The organism is Streptomyces sp. NPDC086519, from assembly GCF_040686075.1.
Lineage (GTDB): Bacteria > Actinomycetota > Actinomycetes > Streptomycetales > Streptomycetaceae > Streptomyces > Streptomyces shenzhenensis.
Genome location: NZ_JBFBJL010000026.1, coordinates 20,071 through 38,416, shown reverse-complemented (window position 1 = coordinate 38,416; position 18,346 = coordinate 20,071). Strand labels below are relative to the sequence as shown.

At 70.2% G+C, this 18,346-nt stretch carries 14 protein-coding genes; 8 read left to right on the top strand and 6 right to left on the bottom strand.

The features are described 5' to 3' along the window. Positions 1 to 253: 253 nt before the first annotated feature. The 4 genes from AB0P24_RS24480 to AB0P24_RS24465 all read left to right on the top strand — a co-directional run bounded on the left by AB0P24_RS24480 (position 254) and on the right by AB0P24_RS24465 (position 5,160). Positions 254 to 3,508 (top strand): nitrate- and nitrite sensing domain-containing protein, encoded by a 3,255-nt coding sequence (locus AB0P24_RS24480; RefSeq protein WP_365797379.1) that lies wholly within the window; start codon positions 254 to 256, stop codon positions 3,506 to 3,508. Between the two features lie 10 nt (positions 3,509 to 3,518). Continuing rightward, positions 3,519 to 3,932, top strand: coding sequence for a roadblock/LC7 domain-containing protein (locus AB0P24_RS24475; protein WP_030948713.1), 414 nt, complete (start codon positions 3,519 to 3,521; stop codon positions 3,930 to 3,932). 96 nt (positions 3,933 to 4,028) lie between these two features. Then, positions 4,029 to 4,598: a DUF742 domain-containing protein gene (locus AB0P24_RS24470; RefSeq protein ID WP_365797377.1), complete on the top strand. Its 570-nt coding sequence runs from the start codon at positions 4,029 to 4,031 to the stop codon at positions 4,596 to 4,598. Continuing rightward, complete coding sequence (locus AB0P24_RS24465) at positions 4,579 to 5,160, top strand: ATP/GTP-binding protein (RefSeq protein ID WP_046729246.1); 582 nt, start codon at positions 4,579 to 4,581, stop codon at positions 5,158 to 5,160. The genes AB0P24_RS24470 and AB0P24_RS24465 overlap by 20 nt, the downstream gene beginning before the upstream one ends. 84 nt (positions 5,161 to 5,244) lie before the next feature. On the opposite strand, the gene AB0P24_RS24460 is transcribed toward AB0P24_RS24465, so the two are convergent. Together AB0P24_RS24460 and AB0P24_RS24455 are read right to left on the bottom strand one after the other, a co-directional pair. Next, positions 5,245 to 7,335 carry a protein kinase gene (locus AB0P24_RS24460; RefSeq protein ID WP_365797375.1) on the bottom strand — a complete coding sequence of 697 codons (2,091 nt, stop codon included), beginning with the start codon at positions 7,333 to 7,335 and terminating at the stop codon, positions 5,245 to 5,247. A 92-nt stretch (positions 7,336 to 7,427) separates the two neighbouring features. Continuing rightward, positions 7,428 to 8,759 carry a hypothetical protein gene (locus tag AB0P24_RS24455; protein WP_365797373.1) on the bottom strand — a complete coding sequence of 444 codons (1,332 nt, stop codon included), beginning with the start codon at positions 8,757 to 8,759 and terminating at the stop codon, positions 7,428 to 7,430. Between the two features lie 216 nt (positions 8,760 to 8,975). Between AB0P24_RS24455 and AB0P24_RS24450 the strand changes: the two genes are divergently transcribed. Then, complete coding sequence (locus tag AB0P24_RS24450) at positions 8,976 to 10,085, top strand: NlpC/P60 family protein (RefSeq protein ID WP_365797371.1); 1,110 nt, start codon at positions 8,976 to 8,978, stop codon at positions 10,083 to 10,085. A 17-nt stretch (positions 10,086 to 10,102) separates the two neighbouring features. Next, the gene (locus AB0P24_RS24445; RefSeq protein ID WP_365797369.1) at positions 10,103 to 10,861 is read left to right on the top strand and encodes a hypothetical protein; all 759 of its coding nucleotides are present in this window, start codon (positions 10,103 to 10,105) and stop codon (positions 10,859 to 10,861) included. A 96-nt stretch (positions 10,862 to 10,957) separates the two neighbouring features. Here AB0P24_RS24445 and AB0P24_RS24440 read toward each other — a convergent pair whose 3' ends face one another. Continuing rightward, positions 10,958 to 11,155: an acyl-CoA carboxylase subunit epsilon gene (locus AB0P24_RS24440; protein ID WP_089098553.1), complete on the bottom strand. Its 198-nt coding sequence runs from the start codon at positions 11,153 to 11,155 to the stop codon at positions 10,958 to 10,960. Between the two features lie 35 nt (positions 11,156 to 11,190). Next, positions 11,191 to 12,786 carry an acyl-CoA carboxylase subunit beta gene (locus AB0P24_RS24435; protein ID WP_365797367.1) on the bottom strand — a complete coding sequence of 532 codons (1,596 nt, stop codon included), beginning with the start codon at positions 12,784 to 12,786 and terminating at the stop codon, positions 11,191 to 11,193. A gap of 449 nt (positions 12,787 to 13,235) precedes the next feature. Here AB0P24_RS24435 and AB0P24_RS24430 point away from each other — a divergent pair, with 449 nt between their 5' ends. Continuing rightward, a complete protein-coding gene (locus tag AB0P24_RS24430) occupies positions 13,236 to 13,832 on the top strand; it encodes a YceI family protein (protein ID WP_365797365.1) in 597 nt (198 codons plus the stop codon). A gap of 174 nt (positions 13,833 to 14,006) precedes the next feature. Here the strand turns inward: AB0P24_RS24430 and AB0P24_RS24425 are convergent, their stop codons facing one another. Then, entirely contained in the window at positions 14,007 to 15,491 is a 1,485-nt protein-coding gene (locus AB0P24_RS24425) for an ATP-binding protein (protein WP_365797363.1), read from the bottom strand. A 211-nt stretch (positions 15,492 to 15,702) separates the two neighbouring features. Here AB0P24_RS24425 and AB0P24_RS24420 point away from each other — a divergent pair, with 211 nt between their 5' ends. Beyond that, a complete protein-coding gene (locus AB0P24_RS24420; protein ID WP_365797361.1) occupies positions 15,703 to 17,925 on the top strand; it encodes a tetratricopeptide repeat protein in 2,223 nt (740 codons plus the stop codon). Here the strand turns inward: AB0P24_RS24420 and AB0P24_RS24415 are convergent, their stop codons facing one another. Next, complete coding sequence (locus AB0P24_RS24415) at positions 17,926 to 18,333, bottom strand: ATP-binding protein (RefSeq protein ID WP_365797359.1); 408 nt, start codon at positions 18,331 to 18,333, stop codon at positions 17,926 to 17,928. Between the last annotated feature and the right edge of the window lie 13 nt (positions 18,334 to 18,346).

Here is an 18,346-nt window from a genome sequence, read left to right as displayed (position 1 = left end):
CGGTCACGCGATGCCGCTGTGCTCACAACAGCCCCGCCTTTTGGCGGGGCTCGCTCTTTATGACCGATTTATCTGGGGCTTACATCGCCGCACTCTGCCCCGATGGACTGTTTGGAAGTGCACCGGCCCCCATGCTGGAATGCCTGAACTGCCCAATGGTCCAGGACGTACTGAGTAGTGGTCTATGACACACCGGGCCCTGAGAGACTGCGGCACGACGACAGGTGCCCGCCGCCGAGAGGTTGTTGGTCGAGTGAGGCGAAGCAAGAACGGTCCCGAGCCGTCGGCACGGGGCAACTTCACCCCGCCGCCGCGCGCTGCGGCGCCCACCCCTGTGCCAGCCGCGGAACCACCGGCCCCGCCCGCGAAGAGCGGCGGCCGTTTCTCGCCGCGGAACTGGCGTGTGCCGACCAGGCTGAACGCGATTCTGCTCATACCCGTGGCCGTCGGTCTGGTCATGGGCGGCTTCCAGGTGAAGAGCTCCATCGACACCTGGCAGAACGCCCGGGACGCGGAGAACACCGCCCGCCTGGTCCGCGCGGCCCTCACCTATGGCGACGCCCTCTACAACGAGCGTGACGTCAGCGCGGCACCGCTGCTCCTGAACAAGGACAAGGCGACGGTCACCCAGGCACGTGCCGAGACGGACAAGGCCGCCGACGCCTTCGACGCCGCCGCGAAGAACATGCCGAAGAAGCCGGGCCTGGAGCGCCGCCTGAAGCTGTTCCGCGAGGCCGAGCCCACCCTCACAACCCTGCGCGCCGCCGCGTACACCAGCAAGCTCTCCGGCGTGCAGACCGAGGAGGGCTACGTCGCGGTCGCCCACCCGCTGATGGAGTTCGCCAACGAGCTCGGTCTGGGCACCGGAAACATCACCTCCTACGGCCGTACCGTCTACGCCATCTCGCTCACCAAGGCGGCCCTGTCGCTGGAGCGGTCGATCGGCATGCACCTGCTGGTCAAGCCCGGCCCGGACGCCGGCAACCTGGCCACCCAGCGGGTCGCCCTGTCGTCGTACGCCTACCTCGAGGGCATCGCCGTCGAGGAGTACATCGGCGGTGGCACCGAGGCCGACGCGCAGAAGCTGACCGACCTCGAAAAGAAGATCAAGACCGACGGCGCGGCGCTGGTCCAGCAGGCCAAGGCCAAGGACCCGAACTACGTGGCTCCGCCGTCCAAGACCACCACGATGGTCTCGGCGCTGGCGACGCTCCAGAACACCGACGCCGCCACCCGGCAGGCGCTGGCCGCCCAGGGCATCACGGCCGAGAACTGGTGGACGGTCAACACCCTCAAGTACAACGCCTACCGCACGATCGAGTCGGACCTGGCCGACAAGGCGGTGAGCGAGGCCTCCACCATCGCCGACAACGCCAAGACGGACGCGTTCATCACCGGTGCGGCGGTCATGGTCGCGCTGCTCGCCGCGTTCATCCTGGCCGGCATGGTGGCCCGCCAGATGTCCCGCTCGATGCGCCAGCTGCGCAACGCCGCCTTCGGCATCGCCGAACAGCGCCTGCCGATGCTGGTCGACCAGCTCTCCCGCACCGACCCCGGCCGGGTCGACACCCGGGTGGCGCCGATCCCGATCACCACCACCGACGAGATCGGCGAAGTCGCCCGCGCCTTCGACCAGGTCCACCGCGAGGCCGTCCGCCTCGCCGCCGAGCAGGCGCTGCTGCGGGGCAACATCAACGCGATCTTCACCAACCTGTCGCGCCGCAACCAGTCGCTGATCGAGGGCCAGCTGACCCTGATCACCGACCTGGAGAACAACGAGGCCGACCCGGACCAGCTGGAGAACCTCTTCAAGCTGGACCACCTCGCGACCCGTATGCGCCGCAACGGCGAGAACCTCCTGGTCCTCGCCGGCGAGGAGCCCGGCCGCCGCTGGGACCAGCCGGTCCCGCTGGTGGACGTGCTGCGCGCCGCCTCCTCCGAGGTGGAGCAGTACGAGCGCATCGAGCTCTCCGGGGTCCCGGAGGCCGAGATCCACGGCCGCGCGGTCACCGACCTCGTGCACCTGCTCGCCGAGCTCCTGGAGAACGCCACCACGTTCTCCTCCCCGCAGACCAAGGTCCGCGTCACCGCGACCCGTCTCCCCGACGGCCGCGTCATGATCGAGATCCACGACAAGGGCATCGGCCTCACCGCCGAGGACTTCGCGGACATCAACCACAAGCTGGCCAACCCGCCGACCGTGGACGCCGCGATCTCCCAGCGCATGGGTCTGTTCGTGGTCGGCCGGCTGTCCGACCGGCACGGCATCCGGGTCCAGCTGCGCCCCTCCGGCGAGCAGGCCGGCACCACCTCGCTGGTCATGCTGCCGGACGCGATCACGCACGGCGGTGGCGGCGAACAGCCGCTGGACCGCGAGGAGTTCACCGTCTCGCAGATCATCCCGGAGCAGCAGTTCCAGGGTGAGAGCTTCCAGCCGCCGCAGCAGCTCCAGCCGATGCCTACGGCGGCCGAACTCGGCTTCGACGACAGCCGCTACATCGAGGTCCCCGACGACATCCGCGACCTCGACCCCGTGGGCCGCTCCCTGATGCGCGAGGAGCGCCGTGCGGCCCTGGAGTCGCAGGCGCAGCCCCCGCAGGGCGCGGAGCTCCCCCAGGCCCCGCAGGAGACCGCGGAGATCCCGGCGTACGCCGACGAGTTCGACAGCGGCCAGCAGGGCTACGGCACGAACGGTACGGGTTTCCAGGAGCAGCCCACGGGCTACGACGGGCAGCCGGCGTACCAGGAACAGCCGCAGAGCACGTACGACGAGCAGTACTACGCGCCGAACGGCGGCCTGCCGCAGAACGACGCGTTCTCACCCGAGGCGTTCTCCGCGAACGGCGGCTATCCCGAGCCCGCCTATCAGGAGCCGGTCCAGGAGGAGCCCTCGGCCGCGCAGGCCGCCGCCGAGGTGTTCCCGGCCTACGGCGAGCAGCCCTACCAGGACGACTGGCCGCAGCAGGACGGCTACCAGAACGGCTACCCGGCCCAGTACGCTCCGGAAGCCGAGTCGGCGCAGGCCGGTGACGTGGACGAGCGGAACCGCGTAGGCTTCGACCGTCCGGGAGCGGCCCCCTCCGCCGGCCACCGGCTGACCGACGCCGGGCTGCCCCGCCGGGGCTCCGCCGCCGGCGGCCCGAACGGCGCGGGTCCCGTGCAGCAGGCTCCTGCCGCGGCACCGGCGGCCCCGGCTCCGGAGCCGGGCGGCGACAGCTCCTGGCGTTCGCAGAACGACGAGCGCTGGCAGCAGGCCTCGGCGCTGCGGAAGCCCAAGGCGGGCGGGGTCACCTCCTCCGGCCTGCCGAGGCGGGTACCCAAGGCCAACCTGGTCGAGGGAGCCGCCGCGAGCACCCCTCAGGGAGGCCCACAGGTCTCCCGCGCCCCGGAGGATGTCCGGGGCAGGCTGAGCAACCTGCGTCGAGGCGTCCAACGCGGGCGCAACGCAGGCAGTGAAACGAACGGCCAGGGCTTCGGTCCTGACAGCACCTACAACCAGGAGCGTTAGTGTGAGCCCGATGAGCCAGGCGGCACAGAACCTGAACTGGTTGATCACCAACTTCGTGGACAACACCCCGGGGGTGTCCCACACGGTGGTGGTCTCCGCCGACGGACTCCTTCTGGCGATGTCCGAAGGCTTTCCCCGCGACCGCGCCGACCAGCTCGCGGCCGTCGCCTCAGGTCTGACGTCTCTGACGGCAGGCGCGTCCCGGATTTTCGAGGGCGGCAGTGTGAACCAGACGGTTGTGGAGATGGAGCGGGGGTTCCTGTTCCTCATGTCCATTTCCGATGGTTCCTCGCTGGCGGTCCTGGCCCACCCGGAGGCCGACATCGGCCTGATTGGGTACGAGATGGCCCTTTTGGTCGACCGCGCGGGCACAGTTCTTACCCCGGATCTGCGTGCGGAACTCCAGGGAAGCCTTCTCAACTAATAGTCAGACGGTGCGTTTTGGCGTCCCGGGGCCGTAAGGTTTCGGGACGCGGCTCCACAAGGATGGGTGCCCGGCACGGTCGGAGGAGGAGAGAGAGTGGCAACACCCCCAGGCGGTTCTAATCACGGCAACTGGTCGTACGGGCCTGCGCAGGGCCCGACCGACGGTTCCGGGAACCGGTACAACTTCCCCTCCGCTCCAAGCCACCGGCAGCCGTACGCGCCACAGGGCCCCGGCCCGTCGCCGTACGACCAGCCGCCGGCGCCGCGCATCCAGCCGGTGCAGCCGCAGCGCCGCCCCGAGCCGGCCCCGGCCTCCGGGTCGCACAACCCGCTGGTGCGCCCGTACGCCATGACCGGCGGCCGGACCCGCCCGCGGTACCAGCTCGCCATCGAGGCGCTGGTGCACACCACCGCGCAGCCGCACCAGATGCAGGGCCAGTTGCCCGAGCATCAGCGGATCTGCAACCTCTGCCGGGAGATCAAGTCGGTGGCCGAGATCTCGGCCCTCCTGACGATCCCTCTCGGCGTGGCCAGGATCCTCGTCGCCGACTTGGCGGAGGCGGGCCTGGTCGCCATCCATCAGCCCGGCGGCGACGAGAACGCCGGTGGCCAGCCAGACGTGACACTGCTCGAAAGGGTGCTCAGTGGACTTCGCAAGCTCTAGCGGCGGTCCTTCCCGCTCCACCACCTCCGCGAAGATCGTGGTGGCGGGCGGCTTCGGCGTGGGCAAGACCACGTTCGTCGGCGCTGTCTCGGAGATCAACCCGCTGCGCACAGAGGCCGTGATGACGTCCGCGTCTGCCGGCATCGACGACCTCACCCACACCGGGGACAAGACGACCACCACGGTCGCCATGGACTTCGGCCGCATCACCCTGGACCAGGACCTGATCCTGTACCTGTTCGGCACCCCCGGTCAGGACCGCTTCTGGTTCATGTGGGACGACCTGGTACGCGGCGCCATCGGCGCGATCGTCCTGGTCGACACCCGCCGCCTCGCCGACTGCTTCCCCGCGGTCGACTACTTCGAGAACTCGGGCCTGCCGTTCGTCATCGCCCTCAACGGCTTCGACGGCAACCAGCCCTACAACCCCGAAGAGGTCCGCGAGGCGCTGCAGATCGGGCCTGACACGCCGATCATCACGACGGACGCGCGGCACCGGGCCGATGCGAAGTCGGCGCTGATCACACTGGTGGAGCATGCGCTCATGGCTCGGCTGCGTTAGGTTCGGCCACCGCGCGTCGGCACAGCTCCGCGCCCCTGTGGGGCGCGTGACCGAGGGCCCCTTCTCGAAGGGGCCCTCGGTCTGTCAGGAGCAGGTTGCCGTCACCATGTCGGCGACCACTCCCCGGCTTCCCGTGGGCCCCGTGTTGGTCAGGGTCAGGTCGATGGTGCCGGTGTGGAAGGTGTAGGTGCGGGTGGGGTACCAGCCGCCCGCGTCGTAGGCGTGCTGGTCGAAGGTGAAGGCGTACGTGTAGTCGGCCTGGCCGTCGAGGGTGCTGTCCACGTCGTAGACCTTGTAGTGGGCCGTCGTGGCCCAGGTGCCCTTCGCCACGTGGATACGGAAACTGCACGCGTCGACCTTGGTGCCGGGGGTGAAGACCCAGTCGGCGTTGGCGCTCCAGCCGTCGTCGTGGTCGTCGTAGAGGTTGATGTACCTGGCGGCGCCGCAGCCGTGGAGATAGGCACCGCCCTCGGTCTCCTTCCAGGCTCCCTCCTGGGCGTTGAAGCTGGTCTGTGCCGCGCCCGCGGAGGCGCAGCCGGTGCCCGCGTAGCCGGTCCAGGTGACCGCCGGTGTCCGGCTGGTGCCGCCGCCCGGGTCGCTCGGTGCGGGCGACGGTTTCCGCGTACCGGCGGCGCCCTGGCCCGTGAGGGCGGCCCCGGAGGCCGAGCGGCCGGGAGCGGCCGAGTGCCGGGCACGCGGTGACGGCGTGCCGGACGGGCTCACGGCGGCCGGGGCCGAGACCGAGGCCGTGGGGCCGCCGGCCTCCGGTGGGGTGGTGAGCGTGGAGGTCCCGGAGCGGCCGGCGGTCAGGGCCACGGCGACGGCGATGCCGGTGGCGAGGACGAGCGGTACGGCAGTGAGCCGGACGCGGACCACGGTTCGGCGGGTGGCGGCCCTGGCGAGGGTGTCATCCACCTCCTTGCGCCGGGCGGCCAGCCGGGAGGCGGCGGCCGTGGGCAGCCAGGCCAGCTCCTCCGGACGGTCCGCCCCGCACACCGCGACGATCTCCTCGGGCTTCGGGCGGCGCCCGGGATCCTTGTCCAGGCAGCGCCCGATGAGCTCTTGCAGCCGGTCGTCACCGCAGTCGAGGGCGGCGGGGTCGGGATCGGCGTGCGCGATGCGGTACAGCACCTCACCGCTGGTGCCGTCGCCGAACGGCGGGACTCCGGTGGCCGCGTAGGCGAGCACACAGCCCAGGGCGAACACGTCCGAGGCCGCGGTGACCTCCCGGCCGTCGGCCTGCTCGGGTGCCATGAACGGCACCGTGCCGACGCGGACGCCGGTCCGGGTCAGCCGGGCGGCGTCCGCGGCGCGGGCCACCCCGAAGTCGACGACCTTGGGGCCGTCGTCGTCGAGGACGACGTTGCCCGGTGTCAGGTCGCGGTGCAGCACCCCGGCGCCGTGGATGGCGGCCAGGGCCTCGGCGATTCCGGCGGCCAGGCCCAGCACGACGGCCGCGGGCAGCGGGCCCGCGGACTGTACGGCCTCCGCCACAGTCGGACCGGGCAGGTACTCGGTGGCCAGCCAGGGCCGCTCGGCCTCCGTGTCGGCCTCCAGCACGGCCGCGGTGTACGGCCCCGACACCCGGCGGGCCGCCGCCACCTCCGCGGTGAACCGCTCCCGGAAGTGCGGGTCCTCGGCCAGGTCCGCCCGCACCACCTTCACGGCCACCGGCCGCCCGGCCCGGGACGCCCCCAGATACACCACCCCCATCGAACCGGCCCCCAGCCGCCCCAGCAGCCGGTACGGGCCGGCCTTCGCGGGGTCGGAGGCGGAGAGGGGGGCCACGGGCGGGGCGGCGGCGGGGGCGGCCGCGTGGACGGGTGCCGAGGTTTCCGGTCCGGCTTCCCGGTGGTCTGCCGTAGCGGCGTCCGGCGGCCCGGCCTCAGCCCGGAGCGCCGGAGACTGGCCGCGCAGCCGGGTGTCCAGTTCCCGCCAGCGCTCCTGCCAGTGCGGCACATCACCGCCGCAGGCGGCCACGAAGGCCGCGGTGACCTCCCACGAGGGCAGCCGCCGTCCGGACGCTGCGTCCGACAGGGCGGAGGACGAGTAACGGGCGCGGGCCGCCAGTTCCCGGTAGGTGGGCGAGCCGGGCGTCCGCGCCCGCAGCTCCCGCAGCCCTTCGGCGAAGTCCTTCAAGGGACCGTCCGGAACCGGAGCTTCCCGTCTGCCCATCGTGCCGCCCCTCAGCCCCACGGGTACCACCGCCCGGTCATATTAGTGCTCGACCGGTGCCGTAACCGCCGTGATCCGGCCATCACGGGCGGTCAGCCGCCGGTACCGGCGGTCGCGGCGACCTGATGCAGGACGGCGCGGTCGGCGTCGGTGATGTCGCTGGTGAACACGAGGATGAACACGGGGTGTTCGGCCACGGCGGCCTCCAGGTCGTCGGCCAGGTTGTCGCCGGTGTCGCCCGTGGCGCCGCGCATCTCTGCGATGACGGGAGTCCGGCCCCACGGCGCGGACAGGGTACGGCCGGGGACGACGCCGTTGTCCTGGAGCCAGATGCCCTTGGCCACCGCATAGTTGACGATCTTGCTCTCGTCGTATCCGTCGGTGCCCCCGATGAACGTCTTGTCCGGCATCAGCGCCAGCGGGGTGCGGTGGAAGAGGCTCGTATAGGTGGTGATGGTGTGCTGGGCGTATCCCCACCACAGTTCGTCGGTGTAGCCGATGGACTGCCACAGCGGGAGCAGACCGGGGTTCTTCTCGCTGTCGGCCTTGCTCTCTCCGCCGACGCCGATGGAGATGTCCACGGCGGAGACGGCGGCGTCGCCGTCGTAGCGGGCGGCGAAGGCGGCCAGAAACGTGTCCAGGTCGCTTTCGAAGGTCTGGCTCCAGTACTCCGGCATGACCGCGCCGTCCTGCTCCGTCACCGACCTGACGCCCTGGGCGTAGACCCAGGCCGGGGTGCCGTGCGCCGAGTCCGCGGCGGTGTCCCACTTCGCCCAGCCGGCCGCGGAGACCCGGAGGACGACCTTCTTGCCCGCGGTCACCCACGGCCTCATGTCCTGGTCGATGAGGTTCCAGCAGTACTGGCCCTGCCGCGGCTCCAGTTGGGCCCAGTAGTAGACGAGCGACCGTCCGGCCACGTCGGGGTCGGTGGCGAGGTCGGAGGTGTTGCCGCCGCTGAAGGCGTAGATGCCGTGGAAGGCGGAAGCGGCCGACGTCGTGGCGGAGGCGGCGTCGGAGGGCGTCGCGGAGGCGGCGTCGGAGGGTGTGGTGGAGGCGGCGTCGGCGGGCGTGGCGGAGGCGGCGTCGGAAGGTGCGGCCGGTTCGATGTCCGGGCTGGTCAGGGGGCTGGCCGAGGGTGTACCCGCCGTCGGCGCCGGTGACGTGCCGCAGGCCGCCGACGCCGTGCCGGAACCGCTGGACGGGGTCGCCGGGCCGCTGGACGGGGTCGAGGAGGCGGCGGACGGGGTCACCGAGCCGGTGGCCGGGCTCGATGAGGCGGCCGTGTCGGCGATCCGGGCCGTGCGCGGGGTGGCTGAGGGTGCCGGCAGCGCGCAGAGCGCCGCTCCGGTCAGTACCGCCGCCAGGGCTCCGGCGCCGTACGTGACGGCCCTGCGGAACGCGGGCGGCAGATGCGAACTCTCCATGGGGCCCTCTCCTCGTCTCGGGGTGCTGCCTCCAGTCCACGCACGGCCCGCGCCGCTCAACCAGGTTTGTTTGTTGACCAGTTGACCTTGGACGCGGGCTGCCGCACCCGGCCCCGTTCGACGCCAATCGGTCAACAAAAGCTGCTGGTGCGTCAATCCGCCGGGCCGTCAGATGGAGTCACCGCCCCTTCCCCCCGCTCTCCGGGAGACCCCGCCATGACCGCCCTTCGTCTGCCCCGCGTCCCTCTCCTCGCCGTCCTCCTGGTCCTCTTCCTCTCCCTGACCGGAGCCTCCGGGGCGGCCTACGCCACCGCTACGAGAAGCGCGGCCGGCACCCACGCGCCGACCGCCACCCGCATCGCCCCCAGACCCATGCCCCGCCCGGCCGCGAGTCGGCACTCCCCCACCCGACGCACCGCCCGTACCGTCCTGTTGCGCCCGGGAGACACCCTCTGGGGCCTGGCCCAGCGGTACGGCACCACGGTCGCCGCCCTGCAACGCGCCAACCACCTGGGCACCTCCACCCTGATCCGGGCCGGCGGCCGCCTGGCGATCCCCGCACCGGGCGCCGGCAGCGGTCACCGGCCAAAGGCGCACACCACCCCGGCCCCTGCCCCGGCGGGCAGCGTCGCGGTGGCGTTCGCCCGCGGCCGGCTCGGCACCCCGTACCGCTGGGGCGGTACCGGGAACGGCGGTTACGACTGCTCTGGGCTGGTCCAGGCCGCCTGGGAAGCGGCCGGTGTCCGGCTGCCGCGCACGGCAGCCGCCCAGGCCCGCACCGGCTCCCGTACGAGCCGTGCCCGACTCCGGCCCGGAGACCTGGTGTTCACCTACTCCTTCGGCCACGTCCAGCTGTACGCGGGCGACGGCCGGGTCATCGAGGCCGCCCACACCGGCACCCGGGTCCGGTACGCGCCCCTGCCGGTCGCGTCCGCCGTCGACGCCTACGTCAGCGTCAGCGTCCACGTCCGCGTCCACGCCCGGGCCGGAACGCCGGCCGCCCGCACCACCGCGGCACGGGCCGCCGCCCCGGCACCCCCGGGCGGCTCCGCCCGCCGCGCCGCGGTGGCCGTCTTCGGCGGCCAGTACGGCTGCGCCGCCGAGATCGTCAGCCGCGAGTCCGGATGGCGTACCACCGCCACCGATCCCACGTCCGGCGCCTACGGCCTCGCGCAGGCCGTGCCCGGTTCGAAGATGGCCCGCTACGGCGGTGACTGGCGCACGGATCCCACCACCCAGCTGCGCTGGATGCGCTCCTACGTCACCGCCCGCTACGGCAGCGCCTGCGCCGCCTGGGCCTTCTGGCAGACCCACCACTGGTACTGACACCCCAAGGAGAAACCATGTTCGACTTCCTGTCCCGGCGCCCGTCCCTCCTGCCCAGGCGCCCCTCCCTGCGCGTCACCGCCGCCCTGCTCACCGCCACGGCGATCGTCGGGACGGGCGTCGGCCTCAAGACGTCCGGCGCCCTGCCCGAGCTCACCGGCCACCGTGCCGCCACCGCGAAGATCAGCTCCGTCGCCGACGCCGTCGCCTGCCGGCCGGGCACCGGCACCGGCACCGGCACCGGCACCGGCACCGTAGTGGACCCGGGTACCGGCACCGTCGGGCTCGGCGGCACGGGGGTGGCCAACTGCCCCGGGGGATCCGGGACTTCCGCAGGTGCGCCGATCGGCGGCTACACCGCCGAACAGTGCTGGCTGGCGACCACGAGCGAGGAGGCGTTCAAGGAGTTCATGAAGAACTGGATCAGCAACAACGCGCAGCGCTGGGCGACGGAACTGCAGAACCAGGGCGTGAACCCCGCGCCCGCCCCCACCGACCAGCGCGTGGACGACGCCTTCACCAAGATGGAGCAGTCGTTCTACGACTCGACGAGCGCCTTCGCCCAGGCGCTCGGCAGCGCCGCCCAGAGCGACAACGAGCGGGTCTCCGACTGCAACGCCAGTGACGACGGTCTGGAGCCCAACTGGATGGACGAGGCGTTCGGCCAGGCGGTGGACCTTCAGAACGAGACACCGTGGTGGCTGGAACAGGCCGAGCAGGCCCTGGTCCAGGCGGTCGCCCAGATCGCCTGCGACAACGGCGGCGGCACCTGCTGACGCCCCGGACCTGACGGCCGCGCACGCCGTCGGCCCCGCCGCCCGAAAGGGTGACGGGGCCGACGGTCGTCGTACGCAAGCGTCGTTACTGCGGGCTCAGTGCCAGCTGTGCGGGGCGCGGAAGCCGTTCTCGCGCTCCAGGCGGCGCCAGCCGGCCTTGGCGCGGCCTCGGTGGGTCTGCTCGGTGTCGGCGGTCGGCCGGGCGGCCGCGCGGGCCAGGAGGACCGCCGTGATGGCGGCGACTTCCTCCGGGTCGGCGTTGCCCTTCTCGACGCGGATGTCAGGCACGTTCATGGGTGTCAGTCTCCGTGAGAGAGGTTTCCGCAGGATTACTGCGGGGGGTTGCCGTGCTTACGGGACGGCAGGTCGGCGTGCTTGGTCTGCAGCATCGCCAGGGACCTGGCAAGCACCTCGCGGGTCTCGGCCGGGTCGATGACGTCGTCGACCAGGCCGCGCTCGGCCGCGTAGTAGGGGTGCATGAGCTCGGCCTTGTACTCCTTGACCATCTTCTGCCGCATGGCCTCGGGGTCCTCGGCCGCGCCGATCTGGCGGCGGAAGATGACGTTGGCCGCTCCCTCGGCGCCCATGACCGCGATCTCGTTCGTCGGCCAGGCGTACGTCAGGTCGGCACCGATCGACTGGGAGTCCATCACGATGTAGGCACCTCCGTACGCCTTGCGCAGGATCAGGGAGATCCGGGGCACGGTGGCGTTGCAGTAGGCGTAGAGGAGCTTCGCACCGTGGCGGATGATCCCGCCGTGCTCCTGGTCGACACCCGGAAGGAAGCCCGGTACGTCCAGGAATGTGACGATCGGAACATTGAAAGCGTCACACATCTGAACAAAGCGCGCAGCTTTTTCACTGGCCTCGATGTCCAGGACGCCCGCCAGCACCTGCGGCTGGTTGGCGATGATGCCCACCACCTGGCCGTCGATCCGGGCGAGCGCGCAGATGATGTTCCGCGCCCAGCGCTCGTGGACCTCCAGGTACTCGCCGTCGTCGACGATCTCCTCGATGACCTTGGCCATGTCGTACGGCCGGTTGCCGTCGGCCGGGACGAGGTCGAGGAGGGTGTCGCCGCGGCGTTCGATCGGGTCCGCCGACTCCGCCCGGGGCGGGTTCTCGCGGTTGTTCTGCGGGAGGAGGGAGAGGAGGTAGCGGACCTCCGCGATGCAGGTCTCCTCGTCGTCGTACGCGAAGTGGCAGACGCCGGAGGTCTCCGCGTGGACGTCGGCGCCGCCGAGGCCGTTCTGGGTGATCTCCTCGCCGGTGACCGCCTTGACGACGTCCGGGCCGGTGATGAACATCTGCGAGGTCTCGCGGACCATGAAGACGAAGTCGGTGAGGGCGGGGCTGTAGGCGGCGCCGCCCGCGCACGGGCCGAGCATCACGCTGATCTGCGGGATGACACCGGACGCCTTGGTGTTGCGCTGGAAGATGCCGCCGTAGCCGGCGAGGGCGCTGACGCCCTCCTGGATACGGGCGCCGGCACCGTCGTTCAGCGAGACCAGCGGGGCACCGGCCGCGATGGCCATGTCCATGATCTTGTGGATCTTGGTGGCGTGGGCCTCGCCCAGGGCGCCGCCGAAGATCCGGAAGTCGTGCGCGTAGACGAAGACCGTACGGCCGTCGACCGTGCCCCAGCCGGTGATGACACCGTCGGTGTACGGCTTCTTGGCCTCCAGGCCGAAGCCGACCGCGCGGTGCCGCCGCAGCTGCTCGACCTCCTGGAAGGAACCCGGGTCCAGGAGCAGCTCGATGCGCTCCCGGGCCGTCAGCTTGCCCTTGGCGTGCTGCGCCTCGGTCGCCTTCTCGCTGGGGCCCGCCACGGCCACCGCACGGATGTCGTGCAGCTCGGCGACCCGCCCGCGCGCGTCCGTCGGTTCACCGGTGGGCTCGCCCGTCGTCTCTTCCAAAACGGTCATGTAGCGACCTTACGAAGGACACCGAGGAATGCGAGACGTCGACTCCGTACAGTCTCCGGCGCGTTTTACTGGAACCACTGAACAGAACCAGGACCGCATGCAGCCGTTCCGACTGCTCAGGGGGCTTGGCTGTTGTAGGGGCACCACAAAGGGGGACACTGAGACCCGCCCCACATCCGCGGCCGGTCCATACCACCCGCGGAGTGACACAGGACTCCGGACGGCGGTTCACCCACACAGAGCCTAGCCCCTCAGCGGGTCCCGCCGTCACGAACGGCAGCGGAACATTACGCTGCGCGATGACCGCGACACACACGGATGATGTTGAACATTGAATGGAATAGGTCTACGGTGTCTCCCGTTGAGTTCGTTGAACATTAAACATCAAGGCCGCGGCTTCCCCATCCACCCGCTTCGAAGCCGCGACCCCGTCCCCCAAGGAGCACGTCATGGGCATCTTCGGCCGTAAGAACGACGAGAGCACTTCCACCGGCGCGACCGCCGCCACCGCCGCACTGACCGGCGACTACACGATCGACCCCGCGCACACCACGCTCGGTTTCGTGGCCCGCCACGCGATGGTCACCAACGTCAAGGGCAGCTTCCAGGAGTTCGAGGGCACCCTGCACCTGGACGGCGCGGACCCGTCGAAGTCCACGGCCTCGCTGGACATCAAGATGGACAGCATCACCACCGGCAGCCCCGACCGTGACGGTCACCTGAAGTCGGCCGACTTCTTCAAGATCGACGAGTTCCCGACGATGACCTTCCGCTCCACCGAGGCGGAGGCCCTCGGCGGCGACGACTACCGCATCACCGGCGACCTCACGATCCTCGGTGTCACCAAGCCGGTCACCATCGACCTGGAGTTCAACGGCGCCGCCAAGGACCCCTTCGGCAACGAGCGCGTCGGCTTCGAGGGCAAGGCCGAGATCAAGCGCTCCGACTGGGGCGTCACCTGGAACGCGGCGCTGGAGACCGGCGGCGTCCTCGTCTCCGACAAGATCAAGCTGAACTTCGACATCTCGGCGATCAAGAACGCGTGATCCCGCGGCGCCGAACCGCCGACCCCGACCACGCCCACCGAGCGCCCGCCTCCCACTCCCCTGAGGCCGGGCGCTCGGCCGTGTCCGGCCCCCGGAGAGAGGCCCGCTCGACGCGACCTCGCGAACCGGGTGTCACCGGCGTCCAGGTCGCCGGGCCCTTCGAGGTCACCTGGCTCACTCACCTTCGTACAGACGCGCCAGGTCGACCAGTACCACCTCTCCCCGGTCGCCGGCCGCCCGGAGGTCGTCGGTGAACCCGGCTCCGCTGTAGCAGGCGAGCCGGACGGCGGACATGTCGGCTCCGCGCCCCGCCAGCAGCGTGGCGACGTGACGCAGCCGCTCCAGATGCCCCAGCCCCATCACTCGGTCCCACTTGGCCTCACCCAGGGACAGCAGCACTCCGCTGTCCTGGCCCACAGCCCCTCGTACGACCACGTCGATCTCATGTCCGGTGCGCTCCGCCTGATCCGGGACGGTCCCGTACGAGACATCGATCGGCATGCCCCCGAAGGTCTCCGGAGCCGCGAAGTGGGTGACCCATTCCCGACAGATCTGTTCGAAGTGCGGCCCCACCACGGCGGAGAGGAACCGTGCCCGGGAGCTCTCCCAGACCTGCTCCGCCAAGCCCCGGTCCAGCAGAGGGAGTTTGGGCCGGGAGATGGCATGGTCGAAGGCGATGAGCGGCTCGCCGACACGGTAGACGCTGCGGTTCCTGCGGAACGCGTCCGCCTCCCGGCGCACCAGTCCGCAGTCCTGGAGCACGGTGAGGGGATGGGTGATGTCGCTGGTGGGACGCTCCAGACTGCCGGCGATCCGGCCCGCCGTTGCGTTGCCGGATGCGAGCGCCGCGAGTACCGAGTGATACAGGGCCCGATCCCGCAGGTCGGACTCGTCCGCCAGGAGGTAGCGGGCCTCACGGTAGAGCGGTGAGCGGGGCGAGAGCGCGGTACGGCAGACCCAGGCGTCGAAGTCTGCGAGGTCGACCGGGGTGTCGTCGCGTACGAACTCCCTGCGATAGGCCGGCGTTCCGCCGACGACGCTGTGGACGAGGAGCGCGAGCCGGTGGTCGTCGATGCCCCAGAAGGCCGCGGCCTGGCGGAAGTCGAGCGGATGCACGACGAGTTCGAGACCGGCGCGGCCGCGGAGCGGCGACGTGCCGCTGAGCAGCTTGCCCATGAAGGACAGAGAGCTTCCGCAGAGCAGGAGGCGGGTGCGGGACTCCAGCCGCTCCGGCCGCCGGGGGCCGTACGCCACCTGCACGATCGAGGGCAGTGAGGGGGTCGCTCTGGCCAGGTACGGGAACTCGTCGATGACGACGGGAAGGGGCCGCTCCTTCCCGAGGGCGAGGAGCGCGTCGATCGCCTGTTCCCAGCGGTCGAACCGCATCGGCGCGACGCTGCCGCTGTACTGGCCGAGTTCCTCACCGAAGCGGCGCAGCGACTCGGCCTCCGTGGCCTCGTAGGCACAGAAGTAGAAGCCCCCGGCCGCTCGGGCGAGCGAGTCGAGCAGGAAGGACTTGCCCTGCCGCCGCCGCCCGGAGACGACGGCCATGGTGGCCTCCGGCCCTTCGTCGCCCGCGAAGGCGGTGAGCTCGCTCCACTCCCAGCCGCGGGCGAACATGTCCGGGGGTTTCGGGAGGTGGGAGCGAGACCGGGGCATGGACGCCTCCAGAGCGAAGTTACGGGAAGTACGTTTCCCGGAAGTACGTTTCCCGGAAGTACGTTTCCCTTAACGAGCCCCTGAGGCAGCGGTCACGGCCCCGGACGGGGCCGGGCGGCCCCGCGTCTCGCTTTCTGTCGCGGTCATCACATGCCATGGGCCAAGATGAGCAGTACTGGAAGGACTGGGCGGAGCGCGGGCAGGGAGTCCTGTGGGCAGTCACGATCACATCGACTTTCAGAACAGCACGTTCCACGCGAATGTGGTCGGAAAAGAAGAACACCACCACTTGCCGGCTCCGCCTCCCACTGCGACATTTTCGCTGCCCGCACCGCCGACCGCCTTCACCGGGCGCGCCGAGCACGTCGAAGACCTGTTGAAGGCCCTCGACCCAACTGCGTCCGACGATCATGGGGCCGTGCCGACCTGTGCCGTCAGCGGACTCGGCGGGGTGGGCAAGACCGCGTTGGCCGTACACGCGGCGCATGCGGTCCGCGCCCGTTTCCCAGGCGGGACACTATTCGTCAACATGCGTGGCTACGACGCCTCTCCGGTGGCCCCCGAGGAGGCGGTGCTCTCCTTCCTCCGCGCCTTCGGCGTTCGAGACGAGCATCTGCCTGCCGTGCCGGAGGAGCGGTACGCCCTGTTTCGATCCGTGCTCGACCAATGCGAACCGGTGCTGATCGTCCTGGACAACGTCTCGGCAGCCGCTCAGGTGGTCCCGTTGCTGCCCGGGAGTACACGGCATCGCGTGCTGGTGACGTCCAGGGACTCGCTTGATTCCCTCACCGCACGGTCGATCCAGCTCAATACGCTCTCCCAGGATGAAGCGGCAGGCCTGATCGAACAATCTCTCAGCACCAGGAACCCGTCCGACCCCCGGGCCCGCGACGAACCCGATGCCGTACGACGCCTCGCCGCCCTGTGCGGATGCCTGCCCCTGGCTCTGCTCATCGTCGCAGCTCTGCTTCATCGAAGCAGGCCACGCCCGATCTCCATGCTGGCCGACGAACTCCAGGCAGCAGCCGACCGAGTGGGCAGACTGGAGGCACCGGGGCTGGACCAGTACGAGACGCCACTCGTGCTGCGCCCGGTGTTCGAGGTCAGCTATCAGCGCTTGCATGCCGAGCAGGGCAGGCTGTTCCGCATGCTTGCTTTGGCTCCGAGTTCGGACTTCGGATTCGATACGGCGCTCGCCTTGAGCGGGATGGACGCCGAGGAACTGCTGCGGACACTCGACGATCTGGCCTCCGCCTCTTTGATCACCTCTTCTGCCGACGGTGACCGATGGGTCATGCACGACCTGCTGCGTGCCTACGCCCTTTCGATCAGTACCGGAGAGCCCTCTTTCAGTAAGGAAGCCACGGAGAGCAGGAACCGCCTGCTGCGCCACCTGTTCTTACTCGCAGTGTCCGCCGACCGACGCCTCCACGGCCAAGTGGTGGAGAACTCTCCCGACTTATTCGCAAGCCGGGACGAGGCATTGGCATGGCTGGACCTCGAACATGCTTCCCTTGTCAATGCCGTGCTGTGGGCGGAGCAGACGGAACACAGCCGCATCGCCACACCACTGGGAGTCTGCCTCGACAGGTATCTCCACCTCCAGCGGCACTTCACGGACGGCGCGACCGTCTCCGCTGCCCTGCATGCCGCAGCTCGACGGGACCGCGACCAGACCCTCGAGATGTTCTCCCTGGTTTCCTCAGGAAACGCTCACCACGAGTTGCGGCAGTATCGTGAGGCCGCCATCGCGCACACGCGTGCCCTGCAACTGGCGTACTCGGTGGGCGACCTGAGTGGGCAGGCAGCCGCCTGGTCCAACCTCGGCCGTTGCATGCACGAGTGGAAGCAGTACGACATCGCCACGCAGATGCACAGCCACAGTCAGGCACTGTTTGCGCGGCTGGGTGACCGCCACAGAGAGGCGATGGCCTGGAACAACCTCGGCATGACCCTCACTGAGCTTCGCCGGTTCAAGGAAGCAGCTCATGCGTGCGGAAGCGCTCAGCAGATCTACGCCCGGCTGGGGGATCGACAGCGTGAGGCAACGGCATGGATCAATTTGGGCGCAGCCCTGAGAGAAGGGCCCGATTTCGACACCTCCGCCAATGCCTACATGAATGCGGCAGATCTCTTCGCCGAACTGGACGATCACCATGGTGTAGCCACAGCTTGGAGCAATGTCGGCTCACTCATGAGCGATCTCCAGAACTTCGAAACGGCCGCCGATGCGTTCTCCCGGTGCGAGGCGGTGTACGAAACCCTGGGCGATTGGTACAACGTAGGCAGAGTCCGCTGGAACACCGCACTTCTTCATGAACGACAGGGCAGGCATCGCGAAGCGCAATCGGCCTGGACCGCCAGCGCCGAAGCATACGAGCGGGCACGGGCCCCCGAAAGGGCCGCCACGGCCCGGCGCAACGCTCGGTCGTAGTCACTCCCTCACCTCGAACTCGCACCACACCAACTTTCCCGGCTCCCGCTCCCCCACCCCCCACTTGTCCGCGAGCAGCGTGACCAGGAGCAGGCCCCGGCCCTGTTCCGAGTCCGGCGACATGTCGCCGTAGCGGAGTTCACCCGGGCCGCTGTCGTGGACCTCTGCGCGGAGGACTCCGTCGGGATGCAGGGCCAGCCGGAGCCGGAAGCCGCGCCCCGGGGGTACGCCGTGGAGCACGGCGTTGGTGGTCAGTTCGCTCACGCAGAGCAGTACGTCGTCCGCGCGCGGGCCGACCTGCCAATCGGCCAGGGCCGTGCGTGTGAAGTCGCGTGCCACGCCCACGGATCTGCGGTCCCGGCGGTAGAACGCCTCGCGGGTGTGGGGGTGTTGGGGTTCCGGGTTCATGAGGCGAGTGTCA

Bases quoted from the DNA above. Each gene is read 5' to 3' on its own strand.
- AB0P24_RS24475 (WP_030948713.1), top strand. From the start codon at position 3,519: ATGAGCCAGGCGGCACAGAACCTGAACTGGTTGATCACCAACTTCGTG.
- AB0P24_RS24460 (WP_365797375.1), bottom strand. From the start codon at position 7,335: ATGGGCAGACGGGAAGCTCCGGTTCCGGACGGTCCCTTGAAGGACTTC.
- AB0P24_RS24455 (WP_365797373.1), bottom strand. From the start codon at position 8,759: ATGGAGAGTTCGCATCTGCCGCCCGCGTTCCGCAGGGCCGTCACGTAC.
- AB0P24_RS24450 (WP_365797371.1), top strand. From the start codon at position 8,976: ATGACCGCCCTTCGTCTGCCCCGCGTCCCTCTCCTCGCCGTCCTCCTG.
- AB0P24_RS24445 (WP_365797369.1), top strand. From the start codon at position 10,103: ATGTTCGACTTCCTGTCCCGGCGCCCGTCCCTCCTGCCCAGGCGCCCC.
- AB0P24_RS24440 (WP_089098553.1), bottom strand. From the start codon at position 11,155: ATGAACGTGCCTGACATCCGCGTCGAGAAGGGCAACGCCGACCCGGAG.
- AB0P24_RS24435 (WP_365797367.1), bottom strand. From the start codon at position 12,786: ATGACCGTTTTGGAAGAGACGACGGGCGAGCCCACCGGTGAACCGACG.
- AB0P24_RS24430 (WP_365797365.1), top strand. From the start codon at position 13,236: ATGGGCATCTTCGGCCGTAAGAACGACGAGAGCACTTCCACCGGCGCG.
- AB0P24_RS24425 (WP_365797363.1), bottom strand. From the start codon at position 15,491: ATGCCCCGGTCTCGCTCCCACCTCCCGAAACCCCCGGACATGTTCGCC.
- AB0P24_RS24415 (WP_365797359.1), bottom strand. From the start codon at position 18,333: ATGAACCCGGAACCCCAACACCCCCACACCCGCGAGGCGTTCTACCGC.